Origin of the sequence: Ensifer sp. ENS09 (assembly GCF_014852425.1) — a bacterium.
GTDB lineage: Bacteria > Pseudomonadota > Alphaproteobacteria > Rhizobiales > Rhizobiaceae > Ensifer.
The window spans coordinates 689,935-716,363 of record NZ_JACVBP010000002.1; the positions used below are offsets into that span (position 1 = coordinate 689,935).

23 protein-coding genes are annotated in these 26,429 nt (G+C 63.6%); 10 read left to right on the plus strand and 13 right to left on the minus strand.

Features of this window, described 5'->3' with window-relative positions:
* Positions 1-46: 46 nt before the first annotated feature.
* The 3 genes from IB267_RS11495 to IB267_RS11505 are packed head-to-tail and all read right to left on the minus strand — an operon-like array spanning position 47 to position 3,106.
* On the minus strand, positions 47-427 hold the full coding sequence (locus IB267_RS11495; protein WP_043618337.1) for a membrane protein: 381 nt from the start codon (positions 425-427) through the stop codon (positions 47-49).
* A 31-nt stretch (positions 428-458) separates the two neighbouring features.
* Positions 459-1,670, minus strand: a complete 1,212-nt coding sequence (glcE, locus tag IB267_RS11500) for a glycolate oxidase subunit GlcE (RefSeq protein ID WP_192447704.1) — start codon at positions 1,668-1,670, stop codon at positions 459-461.
* Positions 1,667-3,106: an FAD-linked oxidase C-terminal domain-containing protein gene (locus IB267_RS11505; RefSeq protein ID WP_192447707.1), complete on the minus strand. Its 1,440-nt coding sequence runs from the start codon at positions 3,104-3,106 to the stop codon at positions 1,667-1,669. The genes glcE and IB267_RS11505 overlap by 4 nt, the downstream gene beginning before the upstream one ends.
* Positions 3,107-3,212: 106 nt before the next feature.
* On the opposite strand from IB267_RS11505, the gene IB267_RS11510 reads away from it, so the two are divergent.
* A complete protein-coding gene (locus tag IB267_RS11510) occupies positions 3,213-4,109 on the plus strand; it encodes a LysR family transcriptional regulator (RefSeq protein WP_043618328.1) in 897 nt (298 codons plus the stop codon).
* A gap of 126 nt (positions 4,110-4,235) precedes the next feature.
* On the opposite strand, the gene IB267_RS11515 is transcribed toward IB267_RS11510, so the two are convergent.
* Positions 4,236-5,510 carry a DUF3422 family protein gene (locus IB267_RS11515; RefSeq protein ID WP_192447709.1) on the minus strand — a complete coding sequence of 425 codons (1,275 nt, stop codon included), beginning with the start codon at positions 5,508-5,510 and terminating at the stop codon, positions 4,236-4,238.
* A 288-nt stretch (positions 5,511-5,798) separates the two neighbouring features.
* Between IB267_RS11515 and IB267_RS11520 the strand changes: the two genes are divergently transcribed.
* The 6 genes from IB267_RS11520 to IB267_RS11545 all read left to right on the plus strand — a co-directional run bounded on the left by IB267_RS11520 (position 5,799) and on the right by IB267_RS11545 (position 12,374).
* The gene (locus IB267_RS11520) at positions 5,799-6,587 is read left to right on the plus strand and encodes a FadR/GntR family transcriptional regulator (protein WP_192447711.1); all 789 of its coding nucleotides are present in this window, start codon (positions 5,799-5,801) and stop codon (positions 6,585-6,587) included.
* Positions 6,588-6,900: 313 nt separating this feature from the next.
* On the plus strand, positions 6,901-7,407 hold the full coding sequence (locus IB267_RS11525) for an NUDIX hydrolase (RefSeq protein ID WP_192447713.1): 507 nt from the start codon (positions 6,901-6,903) through the stop codon (positions 7,405-7,407).
* Positions 7,408-7,546: 139 nt separating this feature from the next.
* Positions 7,547-9,052, plus strand: coding sequence for an inorganic phosphate transporter (locus IB267_RS11530; RefSeq protein ID WP_192447715.1), 1,506 nt, complete (start codon positions 7,547-7,549; stop codon positions 9,050-9,052).
* Between the two features lie 11 nt (positions 9,053-9,063).
* The gene (locus tag IB267_RS11535) at positions 9,064-9,801 is read left to right on the plus strand and encodes a 16S rRNA (uracil(1498)-N(3))-methyltransferase (RefSeq protein WP_192447717.1); all 738 of its coding nucleotides are present in this window, start codon (positions 9,064-9,066) and stop codon (positions 9,799-9,801) included.
* A gap of 243 nt (positions 9,802-10,044) precedes the next feature.
* On the plus strand, positions 10,045-11,418 hold the full coding sequence (locus IB267_RS11540) for a glutamate--cysteine ligase (protein WP_192447719.1): 1,374 nt from the start codon (positions 10,045-10,047) through the stop codon (positions 11,416-11,418).
* A gap of 125 nt (positions 11,419-11,543) precedes the next feature.
* Positions 11,544-12,374: a DUF937 domain-containing protein gene (locus tag IB267_RS11545; RefSeq protein ID WP_192447721.1), complete on the plus strand. Its 831-nt coding sequence runs from the start codon at positions 11,544-11,546 to the stop codon at positions 12,372-12,374.
* 304 nt (positions 12,375-12,678) lie between these two features.
* Here IB267_RS11545 and IB267_RS11550 read toward each other — a convergent pair whose 3' ends face one another.
* The gene (locus IB267_RS11550) at positions 12,679-12,975 is read right to left on the minus strand and encodes a DUF1127 domain-containing protein (RefSeq protein ID WP_192447723.1); all 297 of its coding nucleotides are present in this window, start codon (positions 12,973-12,975) and stop codon (positions 12,679-12,681) included.
* Positions 12,976-13,182: 207 nt separating this feature from the next.
* Between IB267_RS11550 and IB267_RS11555 the strand changes: the two genes are divergently transcribed.
* Entirely contained in the window at positions 13,183-14,133 is a 951-nt protein-coding gene (locus tag IB267_RS11555) for a LysR substrate-binding domain-containing protein (RefSeq protein ID WP_043618309.1), read from the plus strand.
* A gap of 95 nt (positions 14,134-14,228) precedes the next feature.
* On the opposite strand, the gene katA is transcribed toward IB267_RS11555, so the two are convergent.
* The gene (gene katA, locus IB267_RS11560) at positions 14,229-15,713 is read right to left on the minus strand and encodes a catalase KatA (RefSeq protein ID WP_192447725.1); all 1,485 of its coding nucleotides are present in this window, start codon (positions 15,711-15,713) and stop codon (positions 14,229-14,231) included.
* A 185-nt stretch (positions 15,714-15,898) separates the two neighbouring features.
* Between katA and IB267_RS11565 the strand changes: the two genes are divergently transcribed.
* Entirely contained in the window at positions 15,899-16,810 is a 912-nt protein-coding gene (locus IB267_RS11565) for a hydrogen peroxide-inducible genes activator (protein ID WP_192447727.1), read from the plus strand.
* A gap of 11 nt (positions 16,811-16,821) precedes the next feature.
* On the opposite strand, the gene IB267_RS11570 is transcribed toward IB267_RS11565, so the two are convergent.
* From IB267_RS11570 to IB267_RS11590, 5 genes are all read right to left on the minus strand, one after another.
* The gene (locus IB267_RS11570) at positions 16,822-17,697 is read right to left on the minus strand and encodes a dienelactone hydrolase family protein (protein WP_192447729.1); all 876 of its coding nucleotides are present in this window, start codon (positions 17,695-17,697) and stop codon (positions 16,822-16,824) included.
* 147 nt (positions 17,698-17,844) lie between these two features.
* Positions 17,845-18,873 (minus strand): alcohol dehydrogenase AdhP, encoded by a 1,029-nt coding sequence (gene adhP, locus IB267_RS11575; RefSeq protein ID WP_192447731.1) that lies wholly within the window; start codon positions 18,871-18,873, stop codon positions 17,845-17,847.
* 136 nt (positions 18,874-19,009) lie between these two features.
* Entirely contained in the window at positions 19,010-19,426 is a 417-nt protein-coding gene (locus IB267_RS11580) for an MAPEG family protein (RefSeq protein ID WP_043618295.1), read from the minus strand.
* 83 nt (positions 19,427-19,509) lie between these two features.
* Positions 19,510-21,012, minus strand: coding sequence for an IMP dehydrogenase (gene guaB, locus IB267_RS11585; protein WP_192447734.1), 1,503 nt, complete (start codon positions 21,010-21,012; stop codon positions 19,510-19,512).
* Positions 21,013-21,215: 203 nt separating this feature from the next.
* Positions 21,216-22,187, minus strand: coding sequence for an MBL fold metallo-hydrolase (locus tag IB267_RS11590; RefSeq protein WP_192447736.1), 972 nt, complete (start codon positions 22,185-22,187; stop codon positions 21,216-21,218).
* Positions 22,188-22,388: 201 nt separating this feature from the next.
* Here IB267_RS11590 and IB267_RS11595 point away from each other — a divergent pair, with 201 nt between their 5' ends.
* Positions 22,389-23,798 (plus strand): DHA2 family efflux MFS transporter permease subunit, encoded by a 1,410-nt coding sequence (locus tag IB267_RS11595; protein ID WP_192447738.1) that lies wholly within the window; start codon positions 22,389-22,391, stop codon positions 23,796-23,798.
* A gap of 182 nt (positions 23,799-23,980) precedes the next feature.
* On the opposite strand, the gene IB267_RS11600 is transcribed toward IB267_RS11595, so the two are convergent.
* Together IB267_RS11600 and IB267_RS11605 are read right to left on the minus strand one after the other, a co-directional pair.
* On the minus strand, positions 23,981-25,747 hold the full coding sequence (locus IB267_RS11600) for a penicillin-binding protein 2 (protein WP_192447740.1): 1,767 nt from the start codon (positions 25,745-25,747) through the stop codon (positions 23,981-23,983).
* 300 nt (positions 25,748-26,047) lie between these two features.
* Entirely contained in the window at positions 26,048-26,428 is a 381-nt protein-coding gene (locus IB267_RS11605) for a VOC family protein (RefSeq protein ID WP_192447742.1), read from the minus strand.
* Between the last annotated feature and the right edge of the window lies 1 nt (position 26,429).

The window sequence follows — 26,429 nt, forward strand, 5'->3', positions numbered from 1 at the left end:
GATTTCAGCTTCCGTCGACTTGGCCGGTCCCCGGTTGCATGCCGGCCTAAACCATCCAGCCCTCGGGATTGGTAATCGGCTCTTCGCGCGCGGCCCTTTGCAAGCCGACGACGCAGCGCACGACGATCCAGACGGCGGTGGCGATGAAGCCGAGGATGCCGACAAGCACCACTGTCAGCAACAACGAGATCAACAGGAACAGCAGCGATATCCAGAAGGTCCGGATTGCCCAGACATAGTGCGTCTGGACCCAGGGCGCGCCCTTGCCGCGGTTGAGATAGGCCATGACGACGCCGATGATCGGCGTGATGCCCACCGCAAACCCGACGAGATAGAGGACATAGATCACCTGGACATTGATCTTGCCCGGCTCCAGCCAGCGATCGGTCTCCCGGGAGAACGGTGTCTGCGGACCATTATCGCTCATTCTTGTCTCTCCTGTTCCCTTGCGAAAGCGCTCAGGAAATCGCGGCCATGCGGCCGGGATTGAAGATCCGGTGCGGGTCGAACTTCGCGCGCACGCGCTCGCTCAACTGTGCCACGGGCAAGGGTTGCGGTTCAAACGATGAAACGGCCTGACGGTAGCTGTCATCGGCCCTGACGAGGGTCGCGTGGCCGCCACCGAGAACCTTGATGTAACGGCGCACCAGTTCCGCCTCGGGATCGGCCTCCATGCGCAACCATACGAGACCGCCCTGCCAGTCGTAGAAAGCGTCGACGCCGGTCTGCAGCCGCAGTGCTGCTACCAGTTGATGGCCGAGCGACGGGGCGACGGACACGCGCCAGAGCGGCCTCCTGGTACCGTCGGCATAGGGTTTGACGTCGCGGATCTCGACCCAGAGCTTTGCTGTCTGCGATGAATCGAGCCGCGTCACTGCGCCGAAGCGAGCAACCGCCTTCGTCAACTTTTCGGCCCTGATCGCGACAGATGCCTCCAGCCCTTCGAGCCTGAGCACGGTGGCCGCACCATCCGGAAGGCTGCCATCCAGGAACCGTCCGCGCACGCTCTCCGGCAGATGCGCCGCGCCGGAAACCTCTGTCGTCTGCGCCATCGCCTCGGCCATGACCGCCGCGGCCTCCGCATCGTTCAGCCCGGAGACGACGATGGTCTGCGACGCCGGCGGCAGCGGCAGGACGCGGAAGGTGACTTCGGTGAGGATGCCGAGCGTGCCGTGCGAGCCGGCCAGAAGCTTGACCAGATCGAGGCCGGTGACGTTCTTCATCACCCGTCCGCCGGCCTTGATCGCCTCACCCTCGCCGTTAACGAAGCGAATGCCGAGCAGGCTGTCGCGGGCCGCACCGGCGACATAGCGCCTGGGACCGGACGCATTGGCGGCAAAGACCCCACCGATCGTCGGCTCCCCCGAGGAGGCAAAGATCGGCCGGTGATCCATCGGTTCGAAAGCGAGCATCTGCCGGTTTTCGGCGAGCGCCTCGTTGATCTCGCGCGACGGCGTTCCGGCAAGCGCGGTGATCGTCATTTCGGCCGGGTTGTAGCTGACGATGCCGGACAAACGGCGGGTCGACAGCACCCGGTCGGCGCGCACCGGATTGCCGAGGCCGGAGCGCGTGTTGCCGCCGATTACCGCGAGCGACGCCTTGTCCGCCGCCATGGCGCGAACGACCGTCGCAATTCCCTCTTCGCTGGCCGGTTCGAAATGCACGATCATGCGGCGGGACGTCCTTTAAGCGGGAAGACCTTAGACGGGTTCAGGATCCATTGCGGATCGAAGGCGGCGCGCGCCGCCATCTGCTGATCGAGGTCAATCTGGTTATACTGGTGCAGCATGAGATCCCGCTTTTCGATACCGACGCCGTGCTCGCCCGTCAGGCAGCCGCCCGCATCGACGCAAAGCTTCAGGATATCGTTACCGGCGGCTTCGGCGCGCGCCGCATCCTCCGGATCGTTGATGTTGTAGAGGATCAGCGGATGCATGTTGCCGTCGCCGGCGTGGAAGACATTGGCGACGCGCAGGCCATAGCTTGCAACGATCTCGCCGGTGCGGGCGAGCACATGCGACAGCTGGCTGAGCGGCACGGTGCCATCCATGCAGATATAGTCGGCGATGCGGCCGGTGGCGCCGAAGGCGGATTTCCGGCCCTTCCAGATCGCGGCCGCTTCCATGGCCGACTGGCATTCCTTGATGGTCGCAACCCCGTGGCGGCGCGCAACGGCGACGATGCTTGCGAGCACGGCATCCATCTCCGGCTCGGAGCCTTCCACCTCGACGATTAAAAGCGCCTCGACATCGAGCGGGTAGCCGGCATGGGCGAAGGCTTCGCAGATCTCGATCGCCGGCTTGTCCATGAACTCGATGGCGACCGGGATGATGCCGGAACCGATGACGTCGGCGACGCAGGCACCGGCCGCTTCCGAAGACGAGAAGCCGAAGAGCACCGGGCGGGCTCCCTCCGGCTTGGCGATCAGCCGCACCGTCGCCTCGGTGACGATGCCGAGCTGGCCTTCCGAGCCGCAGACGAGGCCGAGCAGATCGTAGCCCGCCGCATCCAGCGCCTTGCCGCCGAGTTCGACGACGGTGCCATCGAACAGCACCATCTTCACGCCGAGCAGATTGTTGGTGGTGACGCCATATTTCAGGCAATGGGCGCCGCCGGAGTTCATGCCGATATTGCCGCCGATCGTGCAGGCGAGCTGCGAGCTCGGATCGGGCGCATAGAAGAAGCCGTCAGCGGAAACCGCCTCGGAAATGTTGAGGTTGGTGACGCCCGCCTGAACGGTCGCCGTGCGGTTGAAGAGATCGACATCGAGGATGCGCGACATCTTCGAGAGGCCGATGACGACCGCATCCTCCTGCGGGATGGCGCCGCCCGAAAGCGAGGTGCCGGCACCGCGCGGCACGACCGGAACGCCGTAGCGGCTGCAATATTTCAGAAGAGCCGCCACCTGTTCGGTGGTTTCCGGCAAGGCGACCGCCAGCGGCATGCGGCGATAGGCGATGAAGGCATCGGTCTCGAACGGCTTCAGTCCGCGCTCGTCGCTGATCAGACAGCCCTCGGGCAAGAGGTCCGAGAGGTCGGCGACAATCTCGCGACGCCGGGCGATAACCTCTGGTTTCGGCTGCAGAAAACCGATTGTCTCCGCCATCAGCTCCTCCCGCCGCGTATCGATTGGTTCATTTTCTTTACCACTAGGACAGAGGCCTCGCAAATGCTATTGAGCTTTTCCGTTTTGGAAACAATGGCAACGATTGATGACGAATTTAGGCGATCTTGAGATTTTTGCACGGGTCGTTTCCACCGGCAGTATGTCGGCAGCGGGGCGGGCGCTGGGGTTTTCCCCAGCTGTGATCTCCAAGCGCATCAAGAGACTCGAAGACCGGCTCGGAACGCGCCTGCTGCAGCGCACGACACGCCAGATTTCGCTGACGGAAGCCGGCCAGGGGTTTTACGACCGGGTGCTCGGCATCCTGACCGGCATCGAGGAGGCTGAAGCCTACGCCTCGGGCCGCTCGTCGCATGCGCTCGGGGTGCTGCGGATATCGGCGCCCACTTCCTTCGGCCGCATGCACATCGCGCCGCATCTGACGACGTTCATGAAGGACCACCCGGATCTGAAGCTGCATATCGTGCTGACGGACGAATTCACCGACATCGTCGCGGAAGGCTTCGACATGGCGGTTCGGATCGGCGAACTGGTGGATTCGTCGCTGGTCGCCCGCAAGCTTGCCCCCGTGCGCCGCCTGCTCTGCGCCTCGCCGGACTACATCGCCCGCAATGGCGCACCGAAAGAGATCGGCGACCTCGCCAGCCATCTCTGCCTGCCGGCGCACAACAACGACAACTGGAAACTCGAAGGGCCCGAGGGCGCGCTGGTCTGGCACCCGGAAGGGCCGCTCGTCACCAACTCCTCGGAGATCGTGCGCGCCGCCGTCATCGCCGGCGCCGGCATTGCACTGCGCTCGACCTGGGATATCGGCCCGGAATTGCGCAGCGGCCAGCTGGTGCAGGTATTGCCGCAATGGGAAGGCTCGAAGCAGCTGACGCTCTCGGCAGTCTACCCGAGCCGGCAGTTCCTGCCGGCCAAGGTGCGCCTGTTCATCGACTATCTCGCCGAACTCTACGGACCGATCCCCTACTGGGAACAGTAGCCGGACCGGGCTGGCTTTTTTTGTTTTCCGCAATTCCGGACGCAAAACCGCTGCGCACTTTTGCTGGAATTGCCTGCCTCTCGCAATTCCGGACGCAAAACCGCTGCGCACTTTTGCTGGAATTGCTTACTTGTGCTCGCTGTCCTCGTGGTGCCGCCGGATGCGGCGCACGATCAACCAGACGCCGGCGACAGCGAAGGGCACGGCAAGCCCGGTCAGCAGACCGGGATCGATCGGCAGTTCGTGGCTGACCGCCTTGGCGAGATAGCCGAACAGCCCGACGACGTAATAGGAAATGGCGGCAACCGACAGACCTTCGACCGTCTGCTGCAGGCGCAACTGCAGTCTGGCGCGCCGGTCCATCGAGTTCAAAAGCGCGCTGTTCTGCCGCTCCAGCTCGACATCGACCCAGCTTCGAAGCAGCGCTGTCGCGCGGGCGAGCTTGCGCGACAGGTTGGCCTGACGCTCCTCGACCGACTGGCAGGTGCGCATCGCCGGCGCGAGCCGGCGCTCGAGGAAGGTGCCGACGGTCTCGTAGCCCGGCACGGGTGTTTCGGCGAGCGTGCGGATGCGCTCCTGAACGATGCCGTAATAGGCGCGGCTGGCGCCGAAGCGATAGAGGCTGAGCGCGGCACCGGCCTCGAGATCGGCCGCGAGCCGGGTGATCTCGGCCAGCATGTCGTCGGCCTCTTCGCGCACGTTTTCCTTCATGCGCTGCGTTATCGCCGTCAATCCGTCCTCGGTCCGGCGGATTTCCGGCGAGAGCGCCTGCGCAAGCGGCAGGCCCATCATCGCCAGCGTGCGGTAGGTCTCGATATCGAGCAGGCGTTGGACGAGCGCGCCGGTGCCGGCTTCGGTCATGCCGCAATCGATCACCAGGATCTGCGTCAGGCCGTCGCCGTTCTGGCGGAAGTCGGTCACGATCACCGCCTGGCCGTTCTTGGTCTCGCTAAAACAGAGGCTCGTCGGATCGAAGAGCTTGATCGCCTCGCGGGTTTCGGGCGTATCCGGCCGGATCTCCAGGCGGATTCCGGAGATCAGCGAGCCTGGCGGCGAAAAGCCGTCGCCGAAGGGATGGATCGGCACCTCGCCGCCGAACTGCTCCGGCGCCGGCGCATCCCAGAAATAGGTCGAAAACTCCGTATGCCGCTCCCAGCGCAACGTGCCCTGCCCCCACGGCATGGCATGGTGGTTGGCGTCACGTCCCGGCGGCGCGATACCGCGCGCTCGCGTCAGCTCCGACAGAACGGCATGATCGACGATCGAGCCGCCATCCGTCAGGAAGGCGAGCTGAAAGATCACCCGTGGCGTGGTCACCAGCGCGTAGGGGCGCGAATGAACCTCGCCCAAGGCGACGGCGCGCATCGGCGCCACTGGAAATGCAAAACTACCCTTTGCCATGAAGCGCCTTGTCCCCCTCACGCATTCATCACGACTTCCTTATCAACGGAAAGAGCAAAAGAACAAAGGACGCATTGCCGCAGTTTGACTTTTGTCAGTCGCATCCCATCGGACACAGCCAAGTGGACAATCAAATTGACCACTTTGCGCGACCTGCCTAGATTGCGGCGCTGATGGGAGGAGCGCCGAGCATCGACGCTCGTTCCACGGCCCTTGCCGCATTGCAAACCGACCATCCGCGATTTCGGACGATACCCGGCCGAAATCGTCGTGGTCTGGAGACCAGACGTGACCGAAGACCAGAGCGACCTTTTCGCCCGTATCAGCCACAGCCGCACGGCGGACGAGGTCGTGCAGCAAATCGAACTTCTGATCCTCGAGGGTGTATTGCGCGACGGCGACCGCTTGCCCGGCGAGCGGGAGCTCTCCAAGCGCTTCGACGTCTCGCGGCCGATCTTGCGCGAGGCGCTGAAGGAACTGGAGGGGCGCGGCCTCGTTGAAAGCCGCCACGGCGGCGGCACCTTCGTCGCCGACGTCGTCGGGCAGATCTTTTCCAGGCCGCTGATCGATCTCATCGCGCGCCATCACAAGGCGACCCAGGACTACCTCGAATACCGGCGCGAGCTCGAGGGCCTGACCGCGGAACTGGCGGCGACCCGCGCGACCGATTACGACCGGGACATCCTGACACGGATCATCGAGCGCATGCGCAAGGCGCACGCCGCCGGCGATTTCGATGCCGAACTCGAAGCCGACATCGAACTGCATCAGGCGATCGGCGAAAGCGCCCACAATATCATCCTCCTGCACACGCTGCGCGCCTGCTACCGCCTGCTGCAGCAGGGCATATTCTTCCATCGCAATTCGGTGTTCAATGCGCCGGGCGCACGCGACCGGCTTCTCGTCCAGCACGAAGCGATCTACGAGGCGATCATGGCAAGGGATCCGGTGAAGGCGAAAGCCGCTTCGCAGAACCATATCGACTTCGTCGCCGCCGCCACCCGCGAGGCGGAACGCACCGGAGAATGGAACCGCATCGCCCGGCTGCGCATGCAGCAGCGCGACCGCGCGAACTGATGGATCGGCCCTACGCCACCCTCGGCTCCGCCTCCGCAGCTGCCTCCCCGGGGCGGAACCGATCGCCCTTGTGATCTCGGACCGTTCCAGCCCGCAACCAATCGTGATCGGAAGACAACGTATGGCTGTCGGTCGGTTTGTAAACTTGCCGCGAAAACACCATATCCTGTCGTATCCGGACCACAGTTCTGCGGAAAGCAAGCGGCATATCCGGCTGCCGAATGACCGCGACATTTACACGCTACAGGACGCTGCCATACTGGCCGGCAAAGCAACTGAGATCACTGATTCGCCGAGAGGAGCACAGACGACCTTGAACTTCTTGAACAGGCTCGCATCCGATGTCCAATTGATGCTGCGTCGACCGGCGCGCATGCAGTACGCCGCGCTCTGCTATCGGATCCGCAAGAAGACCAAGGCCCTCGAAATCCTCCTGATCACCAGCCGCGATACGGGCCGCTGGGTCATCCCCAAGGGATGGCCGATGCAGGGCAAGCGCGCCCACGAAGTGGCCGAGCGCGAAGCCTACGAGGAGGCCGGCGTCAAGGGGCATGTGCAGAAGGCGACCGCGGGGTACTATCTCTATCAGAAACGCATGGACCACGGCCTGAAGATTTCGGTCAAGGTGCAGGTCCACGCGCTGGAAGTCGACGACCTCTGCAAGCACTTCCCCGAGGAAGGGCGCCGGCAGCTCGAATGGGTCGACTACAAGGAAGCAGCCTCACGGGTTGCCGAACCGTCGTTGAAAGATCTCATCCTCGCCTTCGGCGAGCGCATGGAGAGCGCGTCAACGCCGATGCCGAAGGCCGTGAACGGCTAATCTCTCCGTCCGTCCCCCGAGGACATTCAAAGCCTCCCGACGCGGGTTCCCGGCCTGCGCCACACGGATGTCCATCAAATCCACTTGAATGCGTGTCGCAGTGGCCTTAGTGGCCGTTGTGACAATGGAGTTTCCGGCAGTGGCCAAGCCGCGCACGCACCTCGCAAAACAGACGATCGATAAAGACCTCGACAAGTTCAGCCTTGCCGAAGAAGCCTCGCAGCATGTCAAGCGCAGCCTGGCGGCGCCCGCGCTCGCCGGGCTATTCCTGCTGTTGAGCATGGCCTTTGCCGCGAGCTTCGTGACGAGTTCAGCAACCGCGCCGATCATCATCGCGGCTGCCGCCATCGCCGGCTATATGGCCATGAACATCGGCGCCAACGACGTGACCAACAACGTCGGTGCGGCCGTCGGCGCCAAGGCGATGTCGATGGCAACGGCACTCACCATCGCCGCCATCTTCGAAATCGCCGGGGCTCTGCTTGCCGGGCGGCAGGTCTCGCTGACGATCGAGGCCGGCATCGTCTACGGCGAAGACGTGCTCGGCGCGCAGACGATCGTCTGGATCATGATGGCGGCCCTCGCCTCCTCGGCGGCGTGGATCAACATCGCCACCTATTCCGGAGCGCCGGTTTCGACCACGCATTCGGTCATCGGCGGCATCGTCGGCGCCGGCATCGCGGCCGCCGGCTTCTCCAGCGTGCAATGGTGGTCGCTTGCCGGCATTACGCTCAGCTGGTCGGTCTCACCGCTACTCGGCGGCGCAATCGCCGCCGCCTTCCTCGCCTTCCTCAAGGAATTCATCATCTACCGCGAGGACAAGATCGCCGCGGCCAGGCAATGGATGCCGGTCATCCTCGGCGTGACCGCCGGCTGCTTCACGGCCTATCTCGCGGTGATCGCCCTGGTTCAGGTGGCAGCGATCAGCATGCCCGTGGGCCTTGCCGCCGGCGTCGTTGCGGGTTTCGCGGTCTATCTGCAGGCAAAGCCGTGGATCGTCAGGCAATCGGAAGGGCTCGACAACCGCAACCAGTCGCTGCGCCGGCTCTTCCGCCTGCCATTGATCGTGGCCGCTGCGCTGCTCTCCTTCGCCCACGGCGCCAACGACGTCTCCAACGCCATCGGGCCGTTGTCAGCGATCGTCTCGGCGCTCGACGGCGTCGTCACCACGGACAAGTCGCCTGCCCCCTTATGGGAACTGGCGATCGGCGCGCTCGGCATTTCGATCGGTCTTTTGCTCTACGGCCCGAAGCTCATCCGCGTCGTCGGCCAGGAGATCACCAAGCTCAACCCGATGCGCGCCTTCTGCGTCGCGCTTGCCACCGCCGTCACCGTGCTTCTGGCATCGGCGCTCGGCCTGCCGATCAGCTCGACCCACACGGCCGTCGGCGCTGTTTTCGGCGTCGGCTTCTTCCGCGAATGGTACATCCGCAATTCCAAGCGGCGCCTGGAATATGTCCGGCAGAAAACGGGACAGGCCGACTTCATGGAATCGGCCGAAACGAACTTCGCCGAAGTTCGGCGCCGGCGGCTCGTGCGCCGCTCGCATTTCCTCACCATTATCGGCGCCTGGGTCATCACCGTCCCGGCATCGGCGGCCCTGTCGGCCGTGCTTTATTTCATCCTCTCCGGCATTTTCACCTGAAGGTCCTCTCGATGCGCGCCAATTTTCGCATGCAGCGACTGTTCGTCGAACACTCCTTGAGCGCCGGCTCGGCGCACGAGGCGACCAAGGAGCAGTTCAACTACCTGGTGAACGTGCTGCGCTACGAAGAGGGCACCTCGATCCTGGTCTTCAACGGGCGCGATGGCGAATGGCGGGCCGAGCTTTCCTTCGCAGCCAAGAAGCGGCTGGTGCTCACCCCCGTCGAGCAGACGCGCCCGCAGCCTAAGCCTTGCGACCTCGTCTACCTCTTTGCCCCGCTCAAGGTCGGGCGGCTCGACTATCTCGTGCAGAAGGCTGTCGAAATGGGCAGCGGCACCTTGCAGCCGGTCATGACGCAGCACGTGCAGGGCAAGCTCGGCAACATCGAGCGCGTTCGCGCCAATGTCATCGAAGCCGCCGAGCAATGCGGCGTGCTCGGCATTCCCGATGTCGCGGAGCCGCGCCGGCTCGAAGACCTGCTCGCCACCTGGCCGGGCGACCGGCGCATCATCTTCTGCGACGAAGGCAGCGACAGCCAGAATCCGCTGCCGATCCTCTCCAGCATCAAGGAAGAGAAGCTCGCACTTCTGATTGGCCCGGAAGGCGGTTTCTCGGAAACAGAGCGCACACTGTTGCACAGCCTCGATTTCGTGACCGCCATTCCGCTTGGGCCCCGCATCCTCAGGGCCGACACGGCAGCGGTCGCCGCCATGGCGGTCATCCAGGCCACTGTCGGCGACTGGCGATAGCCGGTCGCTGCCAAACAAATCGGACGCCGCTCGCTCCCCTAGAAGAAGGCGATCACTGCGACAAGGCAGAGTTGGGTCAACAAACCCCATTTCCGCGGTGCTTGCTCCAGAGCAAGCAAATGTCCTAGTTTTTTTGATGAGATCTTGAAAGAAATTGACTTGCACCGCACCTGATAACGGTTCAAGCAGCCTCCATCATCTCCCGCTAACCTGCGGGAGCCGCCCAAACAAAAGAAGACGCTCATGGCCCGAGATACCACCGACCAGACGCCGGTAACCTCTGTCGCTGACCTGACCGCCTACCTGGCCGAAGGTTCGAAACCGGAGGAGCGGTTCCGGATCGGCACGGAGCACGAAAAGTTCGCCTTCTTTAAGGCGGACAACAGCCCTGTCCCCTATTTCGGCGAGGCCAGCATCCAGGCGCTTCTGAACGGCATGGCGGCGAAGAGCGGCTGGGAACCGATCATCGACGAAGGCAACATCATCGGCCTTGCCGAGCAATCGGGCAACGGCGCGATCTCGCTGGAACCGGGTGGACAGTTCGAGCTTTCCGGCGCGCCGCTCGAAAACCTGCACCAAACCTGCAAGGAATCGAACCAGCATCTGGCGGTCCTGCGCGAAGTCGCCGAGCCGCTCGGCATCCGTTTCCTCGGCATCGGCGGCAGCCCCAAGTGGACCTTCGAAGAAACGCCGCGCATGCCGAAATCGCGCTACGGCATCATGAGCCGCTACATGCCCAAGGTCGGCACCAAGGGCCTCGACATGATGTACCGCACCTGCACCATCCAGGTGAACCTCGACTTCTCCTCGGAAGAGGACATGCGCCGCAAGATGCAGGTGTCCCTGAAGCTGCAGCCGCTCTCGACGGCGCTGTTTGCCAGCTCGCCCTTTACCGATGGCAAGCCGAACGGGCTGCTCTCCTGGCGCGGCGACATCTGGCGCGACACCGACAACCAGCGCGCCGGCCTGCTTCCGTCTGCCTTCCGCCCGGATTTCGGCTTTGCCGACTACGTTGAGTGGGCGCTGGACGTGCCGATGTACTTCGTCGTGCGCGACGGCCACTACCACGATTGCACCCATATCACCTTCCGCCAGTTCATGGGCGGCGCGCTCAAGGGCGAGGTCGCCGACTGGCAGCCGAACATGGGCGACTGGACCAACCATCTGTCGACGCTGTTCCCCGACGTGCGCCTGAAGCGCTTCCTCGAAATGCGCGGCGCCGATGGCGGCCCGTGGCGGCGGATCTGCGCGCTGCCGGCCTTCTGGGTCGGCCTGCTCTACGACGGCGAAGCACTCGACGCCGCCGAGGCACTGACGCGTGACTGGACGCTCGAAGAGGTGAGCGCCATGCGCAACGCCGTGCCGGCGCAGGCGCTTGCCGCCAAATTCCGTACCGGCACGCTCTACGACGTCGCGCGCGAGGTCATCGCCATTTCGCGTGGCGGCCTGAAGCGCCGCAACCGGCTGAACGGCGACGGTATCGACGAAAGCCAGTTCCTGGCGCCGCTCGACGAGGTGCTGGCCAAGAAGGCGACGCTCGCGGAAGACCTTTTGGCGCTCTACAATGGTCGCTGGAACGGCTCCGTCGATCCGGTCTTCGCCGAGTACCAGTACTAAGGCCCACACGGGCGCGCGACGCCTGTCGCGCCCCTTCAAAAAGCGGTTCCCAGGCCCCGATTTCCCGTTATAGTGCAAGGATATGCGTCGCTTAAAGCGCCGCGCGTCCATAAAGGGGAACTGGGATGGCACCGCTTTTCGACATGTTCGCGCAGGCACAGAACGGCAAGGCCATCGAGCTGATGGCGCAACAGTTCGGCATCGCCCAGGAGCAGATGACGAAGGCGACGGCGGCACTGCTGCCGGCCTTCTCCGCCGCCTTCAAGCGCAACACCGCCAACCCCTATGACTTCGGCGCCCTGCTGACCGCGCTTGGCAGCGGCAACTACGCCAAATACTTCGAAGACATGAGCCAGGCCTTTACGCCGCAGGGCATGGCCGACGGCAACGGCGTTCTCGGACAACTGTTCGGCTCGAAGGAAATGTCGCGCGCGATCGCCGCGCAGGCGGCCCAGGTCACCGGCATCAGCCAGGAAATCTACAAGCAGATGCTGCCTGTCATGGCCGATACGCTGATGGGCGGGCTGTTCAAGCAGACGACCGGCCAGTTTGCTGCCGCAAGCGATGCCTTTGCCAACAATCCGATGGCAACCGCGATGCGGCAATGGATGGAAGCGGCCGGTTTCGCCAAGAAGCCGGAACCGCAGCCGAACCCGTTCGACAATCCCTTCACCCAGGCAATGCAGGGTTTCTTCGGCATGGCTCCGAAAAAGGAAGAGAAGCCGAAGACAGCTGACGTCTTTGCCGACAACCCCTTCGTCAAGGCATTTCAGGACATGATGCAGGCGGGTGCCGCCGGCGCGCAGAAGCCGGCACTCGACAATCCGGCGCTGGCCCAATTCTCCCAGGTGATGAACAGCATGTTCGACACCGGGCTGGAGATGCAGAAGGAATACCAGAAGAACGTCGAGGCGCTGTTCGACCTCTACAAGGCCGGCCCCGGCACAAAGGGCTGAGGCCACCCCTCCCCGACGAACGACATCCCGCGCCTCCATCGGAGGCGATCGCCTGCGCGGCGTCAGCGCGCTGCTTCGAATAGCTTCGGAAAGAAAAAGGCCCGGTACATGTCTTGGTCATGCACCGGGCCAAGCGGCAGGGTCTATTGGCTCTACCCTGCGGGGAACGTTTGGGCACGCGACCCTTGAGGTCAGCAGCGCCGAAACTCTGAAATTCGCAGCATGACCCGCGGCGGCGGCAGGCTTTCGCGGATCATGCTCGACTGGCACATCTCAAGCGGCGGGATGCGCCATTGGGGTACGTTCAGTCGTGGCGGGCCCCTTTGTAGAAGAGGCTCGCCCGGTTTCGCGACGCGCGGGTCAGGTAGCTGGCCGGATTGTCGAAGAAGGGCGAGGTGGTCGCCTCGCGCACATCTTCGCGTTTCAGCCCCATGTCGAGGAGCTGACGGTCATCCAGGTCATTCAGACGGCCGATCGCATAGCGGTTTCGGAGTTGCTGCCATACGGACGTGAGCATGCCTGTCACGCCGACGGCGCGGGAGGCATAGGAATGCTTTCCGGCAACGAGGTCGAGATCGAGGGCGTGCTGTGTCGTGCGCATGACAATTTCTCCTTTCAGGCACGAAGAAGCCCATCCCCTGCGCGGAGGTCGAACGCAGGGGCGGGCCAAAGAGTTTGGGATTCGCCGGCGAAATTGCCGGCCGGGGATCGATGAATTTGCTTCCGATAGATCGCAAATCCTTATTGATCAGTCCAACGAATGTTTTTAATGATATTCATCAAACAATCTTATGGATGCATCACGGCCATGTCCGCACCCCTTGATATCGATCAGCTCCAGACCTTTGTCGCGATCGCCGATACGGGCAGCTTCACCAAGGCGGCCGACCGGGTCTTCAAGACTCAATCCGCCGTTTCCATGCAGATGCGCCGCCTGGAAGAGCGCATCGGCAAGGCACTGTTCATGAAGGACGGCCGCGGCAACAGGCTGACGGTCGAAGGCGACCGGCTGCTCAATTTCGCACGCCGGATGATCCGCCTCAACAACGAGGCGATCGCCTCCTTCGACGACAACCGCCTCGAAGGCACGCTCCGGATCGGCACGCCCGACGACTATGCCGACCGCTACATGCCCGAGATCATCATGCGGTTTGCCAAGACGCATCCGAATGTCGAGCTGTACATCGTCTGCGAGCCCTCCGTGGACCTCGCCGAAAAGATGGCCAAGGGCGACCTCGACATCGCGCTCGTCACCCACAATCCGCGCGCCCGCGCGTCGGACGTGGTGCGAACCGAGCCGCTCTGCTGGGTGAGCTCGATCAACCATCCGCTGCCCGAGAACGCGCCGATCCCGCTAGCTGTCGGCCGGCGCGACTGTCTGTGGCGCCAGGCGGCCTGCGCCGCACTCGACGCAACGGGGCGGGAGTACCAGATCCTGTTCACCAGCTGGTCGTCGACGGTCGTCGCCGCCGCGGTGCTTGCGGGCATGGCCGTCTCCGTCCTGCCGGAATCGGCGCTGCGGCCGGGCATGAAGGTCCTGACGCTTGCCGACGGGTTCCCGGCGCTCGCGCCGGTCCAGATCGGCATCATGAAGCGGCCGGGCCTGTCGCCCTCGCTTTCGAACGCGATCAGCAACCACATCACTGCCTGCCTCGACAACATCACGCCGATCAGCGCCAACGACGACCTCGAGGCCGATATCAAGGGCTTCCCGCGTTATCCGCGTCTCCGGCAGAGCCATATGCTGCCGGGCTGGTAAGAGCGGAACGCAGAGACAGGAAAAGCCACGCACCAAGCCGGTGCGTGGCTTTTTTCTTATCCGGAGATCGGCACGCGGCCGACCCCGCCACCGGTCTATTCGGCTGCCGTGCCGACAGCCTCCGCTTCGTAGCCATAAGCCGCGTGAAGCGCCGCGCGCACGCCGGCTTCATAGTCCGGATGGACGCGCTTGAAATGCGCAAGCTGGCGCTCGACGATCAGCCCCGGCACGCCGCGCATCGCCCCGGCGATGTTGGAGAACAGGCGTGCTTTCTGGCCGGCATCGAACAGGTTGAACAGCGCGCGCGGCTGGCTGTAGTCGTCGTTGCCTTCGCGGTGGTCAAAGCGAGCCATGTCGCCGCTGATGCGCAGCGGCGGCTCCATCGCAGAGGGCTGCTCCACTGGGCCGTTGAACGAGTTCGGCTCGTAGTAGGCATTGGAATTTCCGGTCTGGATGCCGCCGAACGTGTTCATCTGGCCATCGCGGTGATAATGATGCACCGGGCATTTCGGCCGGTTGACCGGAATGTGCTCGTAGTGCGTGCCGAGCCGGTAACGGTGGGCGTCGGCATAGGAGAACAGCCGCGCCTGCAGCATCTTGTCCGGCGAGAAGCCGATGCCGGGCACGATGTTGGACGGCGAGAAGGCGGCGTTCTCGACCTCGGCAAAATAGTTCTCCGGATTGCGGTTAAGCTCCAGCACGCCGACCTCGATCGGCGGATAGTCCGCATGCGGCCAGACCTTGGTGACGTCGAAGGGATTGTAAGGGGTCTTTTCCGCCTCGAGCTCGGGCATGACCTGCACCTGAAGCGTCCAGCGCGGATAATTGCCCTCCTCGATCGCGCCATAGAGCGCTTCCTGGTAGCTTTCGCGCGTCCGACCGATCACATCAGCCGCCTCGGCATTGGTGTAGTGCTTGTGGCCGTGCTGGGTCTTGAAGTGGAACTTGACCCAGTAGCGCTCGCCGGCATCGTTCCAGAGCGAGAAGGTGTGCGAGCCGTAGCCGTTCATGTGCAGCGGCGAGACCGGACATCCGCGGTCGGACATCAGGATCGTGACCTGGTGCAGGCTTTCCGGCGACAACGACCAGAAGTCCCACATGGCGGTGGCCGAGCGCAGGTTGGTCTTCGGATGACGCTTCTGGGTGTGGATGAAATCCGGGAATTTGTAGGCATCGCGGACGAAGAAGATCGGCGTGTTGTTGCCGACGAGGTCCCAATTGCCCTCGGGCGTATAGAATTTCAGCGCAAAGCCGCGCACGTCGCGTTCGGCATCGGCGGCGCCAAGCTCACCGGCAACGGTGGAGAAGCGCGCCAGCATCGGCGTCTCGGCGCCCGGCTGCAGAACCTTGGCCTTGGTGTATTTCGAGATGTCGCCAGTGATCTTCAGCGTGCCATAGGCGCCCCAGCCCTTGGCATGCACGGCGCGCTCGGGGATGCGCTCGCGGTTTTGATGCGACAGCTTCTCGACAAGCTGATAGTCCTGCATCATGACGCCGCCGCGCGGGCCGGCCGTCAGCGAATTCTGGTTGTCCGGCACCGGGGCTCCGGCACTCGTCGTCAATATGGGTCGATCAGACATCGCGTCCTCCTGTCAAAGGGTTTCGCGTCCGGGCGGTCACACAGGACCGACGGCAGTCACGGCGGCTGCCAGCCGCAGGTTGCGGCGACGATCAAAGCCCGAACGCTCTGGCAAGAGGGTTTTCCCACAGCGCTTCGATAATCTCCAATTGCATAAAAATTAAAAATCGATAAGATTTTCCTATCATGCTTACACTCAGACAGATGCGCTATTTCGAGGCGCTTGCCTCTGCTCGCCACTTCGGCAAGGCCGCCGAACTCGTCCATGTCAGCCAGCCGGCGCTCTCCGCCCAGATCATGGAAATGGAAAACCACCTGGGGGTGAAGCTGGTGGAACGCAGCCGCAGCGGCGTCTTCCTCACGCGCAAGGGCGAAGAGGTGCTGGCCCGCACCCGCGCCATCCTCGCCGAAGTGGATCAGCTGGAACTGAGCGCGCGCACCAGTTCCGGCACACTCGAAGGGCGGATCCGCATCGGCGTCATCCCGACGCTTGCGCCCTATCTCGTGCCGCGGCTGGTGCCGCACCTGCGCCAGGTCTACCCGGCCATCGAGATCGAACTGAAGGAATCGGTGACATCAAAACTGGTGGCCGATCTCGGAGAGGGTCTGCTCGATGCCGTCGTCGCCGCCTTGCCGATCGAGACCGACGGGCTTTCGACGAAGCCGCTCTTTTCCGACCGCTTCTTCATGGCGATGGCGGACGACGAGCGAAACATCCTGATGTCACCGCTGACCGAAGACCAGGTGGATGTCGAACAGCTGCTGCTGCTCGAAGAGGGCCATTGCCTGCGAGACCAGGCGCTCGCCGTCTGCAGCACGGCGGGCAAGCGACGCCTCGTCTCGTTCGGTGCGACCTCGATGACGACGCTCCTGCAGATGGTCGCCAACGGCATGGGCATGACGCTCATCCCCGAGATCGCGATCGCGACCGAGGCAGCCCGCAATTCCATCCGCATCGTGCCCTTCGCCGCCCCTGAACCGGCGCGCGAGATCGGGCTTATCTGGCGGCGCAGCAGCCCGCGCGAGCGCGACATGGAAGCGCTCGCAGCGGCGATCAGCGGCTGCGCCGACCACATTCTCCAGGCGGCAGCCGCCTGACCTAACGACGCTCAGGCCAGCTTGGTCTTCAGGAACTCGACCGTCCGGCTCCAGGCGAGATCGGCTGCGGCCTTGTCATACCTCGCGGCAGAAGTGTCGTTGTTGAAGGCGTGGTTGACGCCGTCATAGACATAGATCGTCGCGTCCTTGCCGTTGTCTTTGAGCGCTTTCTGGTAGGCCTCGATGCCGGCGTTGATGCGCTCGTCGAGGCCTGCATAGTGCAACAACAGTGCCGCCTTGATCTTCGGCACGTCCTCGGCCTTGGGCTGCGCGCCGTAATAAGCAACGCCTGCCTTCAGATCCGGGGAGCCGACCGCAAGCCGGTTGACCAGACCGCCGCCCCAGCAGAAGCCGATGGCGCCGACCTTGCCGGTCGATTGCGCATGTCCTTCCAGAAACGCCACGGTCGCCGCCGCATTCGCGGTCGTTGCCGCCGCATCGAGTGCGCCGATCATCTCGCGCGCCTTGTCCTCGTCCGTCGGCGTGCCGCCCGCAGGCGACAGGAAGTCGGGCGCCAGCGCCAGGAAGCCTTCGAGCGCCATCCGCCGCGCGACATCGCGGATATGCGGGTTCAGGCCGCGGTTCTCATGGATGACGATGACCGCCGGCAGCTTGCCGCTCACCTCTGCCGGGCGAACGAGGTAACCCTTCATGTCGCCGCCAGCGCCGGGATAGGTGATGTCCTCGCCGGTCACCCGGGTATCGTTTGCAGCCACGATCTCCGCCTTGGCGCCATTGGCCGCCAGCAGCGGCGCGATCGCCGCCGCCGCGGCCGCGGAACCGGCAAGGCCGGTGAGTTTTTCCATGAAACGACGGCGATCGAGGGTCAGGTGCGTGTACTCGTCATAGGCGTCGATCATCGCCTGCGTGATCTTCGGTTCCTGCATGCCAGCCTCCTCCGGTTCATATCTCCCGCGGCGGCAGACAGAACCGCCCGCGACAGAATAGGTCGGCGGGCGGTCTGGAACATACAAACTTGCGTTACTGCCGCGTGTTTCCTCGCCCTTAAAGGCCGAAGGCCCCACGCAGGTCGATCAGCCGTTGAGGTCGAGTACGATGCGGCCGTCGATCTTGCCTTCCTCCATGCGCTTGAAGATGTCGTTGATGTTCTCAATCTTGTCCCAGGTGAAGTGCGACGCGACCTTGCCTTCGCCGGCAAACTCGAGCGATTCCTCCAGGTCCTGCCGCGTGCCGACGATCGAGCCGCGGATGGTGATGCGCTTCAGCACCGTGTCGAAGATCGGCAGGCACATCTGCCCGGGCGGCAGGCCGACCAGCGCCATCGTTCCCTTGGAGCGCAGCATGTTGAAAGCCTGCTCCATCGCTTTCGGCGCCACGGCCGTCACCAGGGCGCCATGCACGCCGCCGGTCGCATCTCGCACCTGCTCGACCGCATCCTTGTCGCGCGCGTCGACGACGAGGTCGGCACCGAGCTTTCGCGCAAGTTCCAGCTTATCCGGGAAGATATCGACGGCGGCGACATGCATGCCCATGGCCTTGGCATATTGCACCGCCATGTGCCCGAGCCCGCCGATGCCGGAGATCAGCGCCCATTCGCCCGGACGGACCTCGGTTTCCTTCAGGCCCTTGTAGACGGTAACGCCCGCGCAAAGGATGGGGGCCGCCGGTCCGAATTCGAGCTTTGCCGGCAGGCGGCCGACGAAGTCAGGATCGGCGAGGCCGTATTGCGCAAACGTGCCGTTGACGGAATAGCCGGTGTTCTGCTGGCTGCCGCAGAGCGTTTCCCAACCGGTGCGGCACGGCGTGCAGCCGCCGCAGGCGGTATGCAGCCATGGCACGCCGACGCGGTCGCCTTCCTTCAGGCGCTTGACGCCGCTGCCGAGCTTGGCGACGTAGCCGACGCCTTCGTGTCCGGGAATGAAGGGCGGCTTCGGCTTGACCGGCCAATCGCCGTTGGCGGCGTGCAGGTCCGTGTGGCAGACGCCGGTCGCCTCGTATTTGATCAGCACCTGGCCGGGACCCGGCTCCGGGATCGGCACATTCTCGATTACCAGCGGCTTGCCGAATTCGCGCACCACGGCGGCTTTCATCGTTGCGGTCATCTCGTCCTCCGATGCGTTGTTGCCCAACGGCAGAGAGATTACGCGCGAAAGCGGTGCCGGGTAATTGATACGCATCAAGGCGGGAAGATGAAGGCGCAGACTGATCTGCGCCAGAATGCCGGTTGGTCTATCCGGATCAGCTCATCGCCATCCAGACGGCGAGCCACACCCACATCGCAAACAGCGTTGCGCAGCCGCCCATGAACAGCGGGCGGCGATAGCGCAGGCGGTTGCTGGTGACATGCACGAAGGCGTGCACATAACGCAGGGCGACGAAGAGCCAGGCAAGCGCGAGCGAGACGATGTTGTCGGCCTCGGTGATGTAGAGCAGTACGCAGCAGACGTAGAAGAGAACCGGCAGCTCGAACTGGTTGGCGATGCTGTTCTTGACCACCAGGCTTTCGCCCGGCTCGTCGCGGTTCTCGCGAAACTGACCGGCATTCGCCTTGCCGGCACGCACCAGACCCATGCGGCGGACGGAGAGAAGAGCGTAGAGGCAGAAGACGAGGAAGACATGCGCCACGATCGGCCAGAAAATCTCGAAACCCGTCATTACGTTACTCCCTCAAACACGCTTACTCTGGAAAAGCGAAGGGCGCCGCACGATGCCGCGGCTCCCTTCGAATGCAATCGCAATCAGTGCGCGCCCGGATAGTTCGGGCTTTCGCGGGTGATCGTCACGTCATGGGCGTGGCTTTCGCGAAGGCCAGCACCGGAGATGCGCACGAACTGGGCGCGCTCCTGGTATTCCTTGATCGTCGGGCCGCCGACATAACCCATGGAGGCCTTGAGGCCGCCGGCGAGCTGGTGCAGGACGCCTGCGACCGGACCCTTGTAGGGGACCTGGCCCTCGATGCCTTCCGGAACCAGCTTCAGCGTGTCGCGTACTTCCGCCTGGAAGTAGCGGTCTGCCGAGCCGCGCGCCATGGCGCCGACGGAGCCCATGCCGCGGTAGGCCTTGAAGGAACGGCCCTGGTAGAGGAACACTTCGCCCGGGCTTTCATCGGTGCCGGCAAGCAGCGAGCCGATCATGACGGCCGAAGCACCGGCAGCGATCGCCTTGGCGAGGTCGCCGGAGAACTTGATGCCGCCATCGGCGATAACGGGAATGCCGGCCGCCTGAGCGGCTTCGACGGCGCCCATGATCGCGGCGAGCTGCGGCACGCCGACACCGGCGACGATGCGCGTGGTGCAGATCGAGCCCGGGCCGATACCGACCTTGACAGCATCCGCACCGGCATCGATCAGCGCCTTGGTGCCGGAGGCCGTCGCGACGTTGCCAGCCATGATGCGAACCGAGTTCGAGAGCTTCTTGACGCGGGCGACCGCGTCGAGAACGCGCTGCGAGTGACCATGGGCGGTGTCGACGACGATGAGATCAACGCCGGCATCGATCAGTCGCTCGGCACGCTCGAAGCCGTCATCGCCGACGGAGATGGCAGCGGCGGCGCGAAGGCGGCCCTGCGCATCCTTGGAGGCGTTCGGGTTCAGCTGCGCCTTCTCGATGTCCTTGACGGTGATGAGACCGACGCAACGGCCGTCGCCATCGACGACAAGCAGCTTTTCGATGCGATGGGCGTGCAGCAGGCGCTTGGCTTCCTGCTGGTCGACGCTTTCCTTGACCGTGACCAGGTTCTCATGGGTCATGAGTTCGTGGATCTTCTGGTTCGGATCAGAAGCGAAGCGGACGTCGCGGTTGGTGAGGATACCGACGAGGCGACCCTGCTTCTGGCCACCGGCACCGCCATTTTCGACGACCGGAATGCCGGAAATGCCATGCTGCTTCATCAGGCCGAGCGCATCGGCGAGCTTGGCATCGGGGCCGATGGTCACCGGGTTGACGACCATGCCGCTTTCGAACTTCTTGACCTGGCGGACCTCTTCGGCCTGCTCGACCGGTGTCAGGTTGCGATGGATGACACCGATGCCGCCGGCCTGCGCCATGGCGATGGCGAGACGACCTTCGGTCACCGTGTCCATGGCCGACGACAGGATCGGCAGGTTCAGGTCGATGTCCTGGGCAATGGTGGTCGCGATGTTGGTCTGACCGGGCATGACTTCGGAATGTCCCGGCAGGAGCAGGACGTCGTCGAAGGTCAAAGCCTCCAGACCAGTTGCCGTTTCGATGATGCGCGCCATGGCCAATTCCCTTCAAATAGCGAAAATCCCCGGGGACGGGCTGCGATTTGTCCACCGGGCGACTTCAAAGCGTGTCTTGGAAGTTGGCGAGGGCTCGTAACACGGATATCTCAGGATGAAAATAGCCAAAGCCGGGAAATGTCCCGCCTTCGGCCGATATTTGTTGCAGAGCAGCAATTTCGCGCGAAGAGACGTGAAATCGATCAGATATCGAGCTGATAGCTTGCGGGCACGAAACGGTAGCCTTCGCCCTGTTTCTCGACGAAACCGACCGCCGGAAACGGCATGTGGTAACCGATGAAGGGCAGCCGTTCGCTGGCGATCATGTCGAACACCCGGCGGCGCGTTTCTGCCGCCTTCGGCTTGTCCATGTCGAAGCGCACTTCCCAATCCGGCCGCTGCAGCGACAGCACATAATGGTTGGCGGAATCGGCCGTCAGCATCATCGCCTTGCCGTCGGAATCGACCCGGAACACCATGTGACCCGGCGAATGGCCAAAGGCGGCCATCGCCGAGATACCCGGAACGACTTCGGCGCCGTCTCCGATGAACGTCGTCTTCTCGGCAAGCGGCACGACCTTTTCCAGCACCGCCTTGTGGCCGTTTTCTGCCGGTGTTCCGGCGCGCGCCGGATCCTTCCAGAAGGCGTATTCGACCTCGCCCATCACATAGCGGGCATTGGCGAAGGCCGGTTTTCCGGTCTCCAGCAGGCCGCCGATGTGGTCGCCATGCATATGGGTGACCACGACGACCGAGACCTGTTCGGGCGCATAGCCGGCAGCGCGGATCCCGTCGAGCAGACGGCCCGCCCCGGCGTCCCGACCGCCCTCGCCCATGCCGGTATCGAAGAGCACGAGGTCAGACCCGGTATCGACCAGGACCGGCGAATAGCTGTTGAGCAGTGCATCCGTCGGCAGGAAGTTCTGTTGCAGCAGTTCGGCCACGGCCTCTTGCGGCTGGTTGGTGCCGTAGGTCTCGTGCGGCTTGTCGCTGATGCGCGTGCCGTCGTTGACGACAACGATCTTGAACGCGCCAAGCTTGAGCATTCTTGTTGGAGGGCTGGCTTTCATTCCGGTGTTTTCCGATTTTTCCTGAGCGACTGCAATGCCCGTCATCAGCGAGGGCGCTGCGATCACGCCAAACGTTCCCGCTCTCATCAAAGTCCTGCGCTTCATCGACATTTCCCTCATGGTCCGTTTTCGCTTTCTGTTGGATCCGCTGCCATCGGCAGCAACCCGGCCAGAACTAGCGTCTTGACAGCAAAGGCCAGTCGGGATCACAGGCTTTTGATCCGCAATCACCGGTTTTGCCCCGACAAAAGCCATGACCGGTATTATTAGCTTCTGCTTATCGCTGACCGTCCGAAGCATCGTTTCATGAACCGTATCGTCCCGATGATCCTCGCCGTCGCTCTTTTCATGGAGCAGATGGACTCGACCGTGATTTCCACGTCGTTGCCGGCAATCGCCCGCGACATCGGCGTCGGGCCGATTACGCTGAAGCTGGCGCTGACCGCCTATATGGTGGCGCTGGCGATCTTCATCCCCTTGAGCGGCTGGATGGCCGACCGCTTCGGCGCCAAGAAGATCTTTCGCGCGGCGATCCTGGTCTTCATTGCCGGATCGATCTTCTGCGCCATTTCGAACAGCCTGCTCGCCTTCGTCTTCTCCCGCTTCCTGCAGGGCATGGGCGGCGCGATGATGACGCCGGTCGCCCGCCTGGTGCTGGTGCGCGGCACGCCGCGCAGCGAACTGGTGTCTGCGATGGCGCTGCTGACGATCCCGGCGCTTGTGGGTCCGCTTGCGGGGCCGCCGCTCGGCGGCTTCATCACCACGTATTTCTCCTGGCATTGGATCTTCCTGATCAACGTGCCGGTCGGCATCGCCGGCTACATCCTGTCGGGCATCTACCTGCCGAAGATGGAGCCGTTCGGTCCGCCGCCGGTCGACGTGCTCGGCTTCCTGCTCGGCGGCGTCGCTGCCTCCGGCATCGTCTTCGGCCTGTCGGTGATCAGCCTGCCGGCCCTGCCCCCGGTCATCGGCATCGCCTCGGTATTGATCGGCCTCGTTTCGGCGCTGCTCTACATCCGCCACGCGCGACGCCATCCGGCCCCGGTCCTCGATCTCAAGCTCTTCAAGGACAGCGCCTTTCGCGCCGCCTCGATCGGCGGCACGATTTTTCGCATCTCGGTCGGCGCCGTTCCCTTCCTGATGCCGCTGATGCTGCAGGTCGGCTTCGGCCTCAACCCGTTCCAGTCCGGCCTCATCACCTTCATCGGCGCGGTCGGCGCGATCACCACGAAGTTCTATGCGCGCCGGGTCCTGGCCTTTGCCGGCTTCCGTACGACGCTGATCATTGCGGCGATCATTGCGGCGATCACCACCTTCGCCAACGGCTTCTTCACGCCGGAGACGCCCTATCTGGTGCTGATCACGATCCTCCTGATCGCCGGCTTCGCGCGTTCGTTCTTCTTCACCAGCGTCAACGCGCTGTCCTTTGCCGATATCGACGATTCGGACGCCAGCAAGGCGACCTCGATGAGCGCCGTGCTGCAGCAGATCAGCCTGGCACTCGGCGTCGCCGTCGCCGGTGCGATCCTCGAAGTCGAGACGAAGCTCAGCGGCGGCCCGCTGCAACTCGACGATTTCCATACCGCCTTCATGATCATCGCCGCCGCCAATCTGATCGCGGCGATCCCGTTCCTCACCATGGCGAAGAACGCCGGTTCCTCCGTATCGGGCCACCGGCTACCGGCGCGCGAGATCGAAACGGCTGCGGGGAAATAAGCCGCCCGACAACTGTGCCGGCGGCGAACAAGGCGGCGGCTTCTCGAACGGCTGCTGCATGTCGCCTTAAACCGTCCTCGTTAAGGACGGCGGCATGCAGAAAATCAAAGGGTTACAGGGTCCGTTGCGTATCTGATCACGGCACGGGGGAGCCCAGCTGCCTCAAGCGGTTCTCGCGTCGCCTAATAGTCGGCCAGCACCTGCTCGGCACCCACGTCGCCAAAGCGGGGCTTCACGCCCAGAAGCGGTGCCGCGCGGCCGATGATGGCCTTGACCATGGGGGCGGCATTGGCCGCAGCCGTTCGCCCGCCGTTTTCGCCAGTTCGTGGCGCATCGATGATCGAAAGAACGATGTATTTGGGCTTGTCCATCGGGAACGCCGCCAGGAACCCGTTGAAATTCAGGTCCTTGGCATATCGCCCGTTGATGACCTTGTCGGCTGTGCCGGTCTTGCCGCCGACATGGAAGCCTTCCACCTGCGCCCGCCGGCCGGACCCCTTCACGCCGTTCCAGTTGTAGAGGAAGCGCATGTCGGCGCTGGTCGTTTCCTTGATCACCCTCTGGGCAACGAGCTTCGTTTCCTCCTGCGAGCGCGGCAGGAACGTCGGCGGGATAAGATGTCCGCCGTTCATCAGGGCAGCAGCCGCTACCGCCGTCTGCAACGGGGTGGTCGCCACGCCATGACCGAAGGAAATCGTCACCGAGTTGATCTTCTTCCAGGTGCGCGGCTGGGTGGGCGTTGCCACGCCCGGCATTTCGGTTTCCATCTTCGACAGCAGGCCGAGCTTCGTCAGGAACTGCTGGTGTGCTTCGATCCCGACCATGTCGGCGACAGCGGCCGTGCCGATGTTAGACGAGTACTGGAACACTTCCGGGATCGAGAGCGGGCGGTTCTTGCCCTTGAAATCCTTGATGGTGAAGCCGCCCATGCGGATCGGCCGCGACGCGTCGACGACCGAATTCAGATTGACCTTGCCCGCATCCAGACCCATCGCCAGCGTGAAGCTCTTGAAGGTCGAGCCCATCTCGAAGGTGGCGTTGCTCATCCGGTTGAACCAGCCCTTTTCGTACTCCTTGTCGACGCCGCCGCCGGGCAAGGTTCGCGAGGGTTCGTTCGGATCGTAATCGGGCACCGACGCCATGGCGAGCACTTCGCCGGTGTCGGCGTCGAGCACCACCGCGCCCGCGGCTTCGGCCTCATAGGCCGTCATGGCGTCTGCCACCACCTCGCGCACGATATTCTGCACGCGCAGATCGATCGACAGCCGTACGGGCTCCAGCGACGCATTGCTGGTGAGGCCAGCCGCCCGCAGATCGGCAAAGCCCTGCTGATCGAGGTAACGCTCTATGCCCGCCAGTCCCTGGTTGTCGACATTGACGTGGCCGAGGATGTGCGAAGCGGTGACGCCGCCGGGATAGAAGCGGCGCTTTTCCGGGCGGAAACCGATGCCGGGAATGCCGAGCGCCAGAATGTCAGACTGCTGCTTCGGAGTGAGTTGGCGCCGCAGCCACTGGAAGGCCGAACCGGACTGGAGCTTGCGGTGCGTATCGCGCCAATCGAGATTGGGGATGACCGTCGCGAGCTTCTCGACGACCTCGTCGGCATCGACGATCTTGCGCGGCTCCGCATAGAGCGACATCGTATTAAGATCGGTCGCCAGCAGATGTCCGTTGCGGTCGACGATATCCGGGCGAGAGGCAATGACATGGCCACTGCCACCGATCGATGCGGTGTCAGCCGGCGCCGACAGGCCATACTGAACCAGCCTTCCGCCGACCACGAGGAAGACCACGGCAAAGCCGGCGATCAGGATCCCCACGCGCTGCCGCGCCTGGTTCCTGCGGCCGGCGCTGGTGCCGATGATGACCCCCGGCTTGCCGGCACCATTCCTCTTTACAGAAAAATGCGCGCGGCTTCTGAGCCGAACGGCAAGCGAAATCATCGACATACAGGTACTTCCAACATGCAGGCCAACCGAGCACGTGCTCGACCCGTCGCCAATCGTCGATCGGCAGCCAGCGCTCGGTGGAACTAAAACCTTAGGAGGTCCTAATGGACCAGAGAGTAACACCAGAGTTGCACTCAACTGGTTAATGGCCGATTAACCACGATGCACCGTCTTTAGGGGGAACCGGGTTTTACAGGGCGATCAGGGGTGCGGCCGATCGGCACAAGCCAGCCCGGGCCATCGCACGGCCCTGCCTTCATGATCAGGAGATTTCTGGAAAGTCGGCGTCCCGCGAGGCGGTTACTCCGGCCGCTCGCAGACCGCGGCAATCTTGTTGCCGTCGTGATCGCGCACCCAGGCGCCGTAAAAATTTGCGTGAAACGGGCGCAGGCCCGGTGCGCCCTCGTCCGTACCGCCATTGGCAAGGGCTGCCGCATGAAAAGCATCGACGGCGGCGCGCGTCCCGGCTTCAAGCGCGATGCTCACGCCATTGCCATAGGTGGCGGGCGCGCGGTCGAAGGGCGTCACCACCCAGAAGCGGATGCGGTCACCCTCAGCACCATAGCCGATCTCGGTCTCGTCCTGGCGTTGCCTGTGAAACCCAAGCGCCGGCAACACCGCATCGTAGAACGTGCCGGCGCGTGTCAGATCGTTGCTGCCGACGGTGACGTAGAGCAGCATG

Excerpts from the sequence above, each read along its gene's own strand:
- IB267_RS11495 (WP_043618337.1), bottom strand. The coding sequence starts at position 427 with ATGAGCGATAATGGTCCGCAGACACCGTTCTCCCGGGAGACCGATCGC.
- glcE (WP_192447704.1), bottom strand. The coding sequence starts at position 1,670 with ATGATCGTGCATTTCGAACCGGCCAGCGAAGAGGGAATTGCGACGGTC.
- IB267_RS11505 (WP_192447707.1), bottom strand. The coding sequence starts at position 3,106 with ATGGCGGAGACAATCGGTTTTCTGCAGCCGAAACCAGAGGTTATCGCC.
- IB267_RS11510 (WP_043618328.1), top strand. The coding sequence starts at position 3,213 with ATGACGAATTTAGGCGATCTTGAGATTTTTGCACGGGTCGTTTCCACC.
- IB267_RS11515 (WP_192447709.1), bottom strand. The coding sequence starts at position 5,510 with ATGGCAAAGGGTAGTTTTGCATTTCCAGTGGCGCCGATGCGCGCCGTC.
- IB267_RS11535 (WP_192447717.1), top strand. The coding sequence starts at position 9,064 with ATGCGCGCCAATTTTCGCATGCAGCGACTGTTCGTCGAACACTCCTTG.
- IB267_RS11540 (WP_192447719.1), top strand. The coding sequence starts at position 10,045 with ATGGCCCGAGATACCACCGACCAGACGCCGGTAACCTCTGTCGCTGAC.
- IB267_RS11545 (WP_192447721.1), top strand. The coding sequence starts at position 11,544 with ATGGCACCGCTTTTCGACATGTTCGCGCAGGCACAGAACGGCAAGGCC.
- IB267_RS11550 (WP_192447723.1), bottom strand. The coding sequence starts at position 12,975 with ATGCGCACGACACAGCACGCCCTCGATCTCGACCTCGTTGCCGGAAAG.
- IB267_RS11555 (WP_043618309.1), top strand. The coding sequence starts at position 13,183 with ATGTCCGCACCCCTTGATATCGATCAGCTCCAGACCTTTGTCGCGATC.
- katA (WP_192447725.1), bottom strand. The coding sequence starts at position 15,713 with ATGTCTGATCGACCCATATTGACGACGAGTGCCGGAGCCCCGGTGCCG.
- IB267_RS11565 (WP_192447727.1), top strand. The coding sequence starts at position 15,899 with ATGCTTACACTCAGACAGATGCGCTATTTCGAGGCGCTTGCCTCTGCT.
- IB267_RS11570 (WP_192447729.1), bottom strand. The coding sequence starts at position 17,697 with ATGCAGGAACCGAAGATCACGCAGGCGATGATCGACGCCTATGACGAG.
- adhP (WP_192447731.1), bottom strand. The coding sequence starts at position 18,873 with ATGACCGCAACGATGAAAGCCGCCGTGGTGCGCGAATTCGGCAAGCCG.
- IB267_RS11580 (WP_043618295.1), bottom strand. The coding sequence starts at position 19,426 with ATGACGGGTTTCGAGATTTTCTGGCCGATCGTGGCGCATGTCTTCCTC.
- guaB (WP_192447734.1), bottom strand. The coding sequence starts at position 21,012 with ATGGCGCGCATCATCGAAACGGCAACTGGTCTGGAGGCTTTGACCTTC.
- IB267_RS11590 (WP_192447736.1), bottom strand. The coding sequence starts at position 22,187 with ATGAAGCGCAGGACTTTGATGAGAGCGGGAACGTTTGGCGTGATCGCA.
- IB267_RS11595 (WP_192447738.1), top strand. The coding sequence starts at position 22,389 with ATGAACCGTATCGTCCCGATGATCCTCGCCGTCGCTCTTTTCATGGAG.
- IB267_RS11600 (WP_192447740.1), bottom strand. The coding sequence starts at position 25,747 with ATGTCGATGATTTCGCTTGCCGTTCGGCTCAGAAGCCGCGCGCATTTT.
- IB267_RS11605 (WP_192447742.1), bottom strand. The coding sequence starts at position 26,428 with ATGCTGCTCTACGTCACCGTCGGCAGCAACGATCTGACACGCGCCGGC.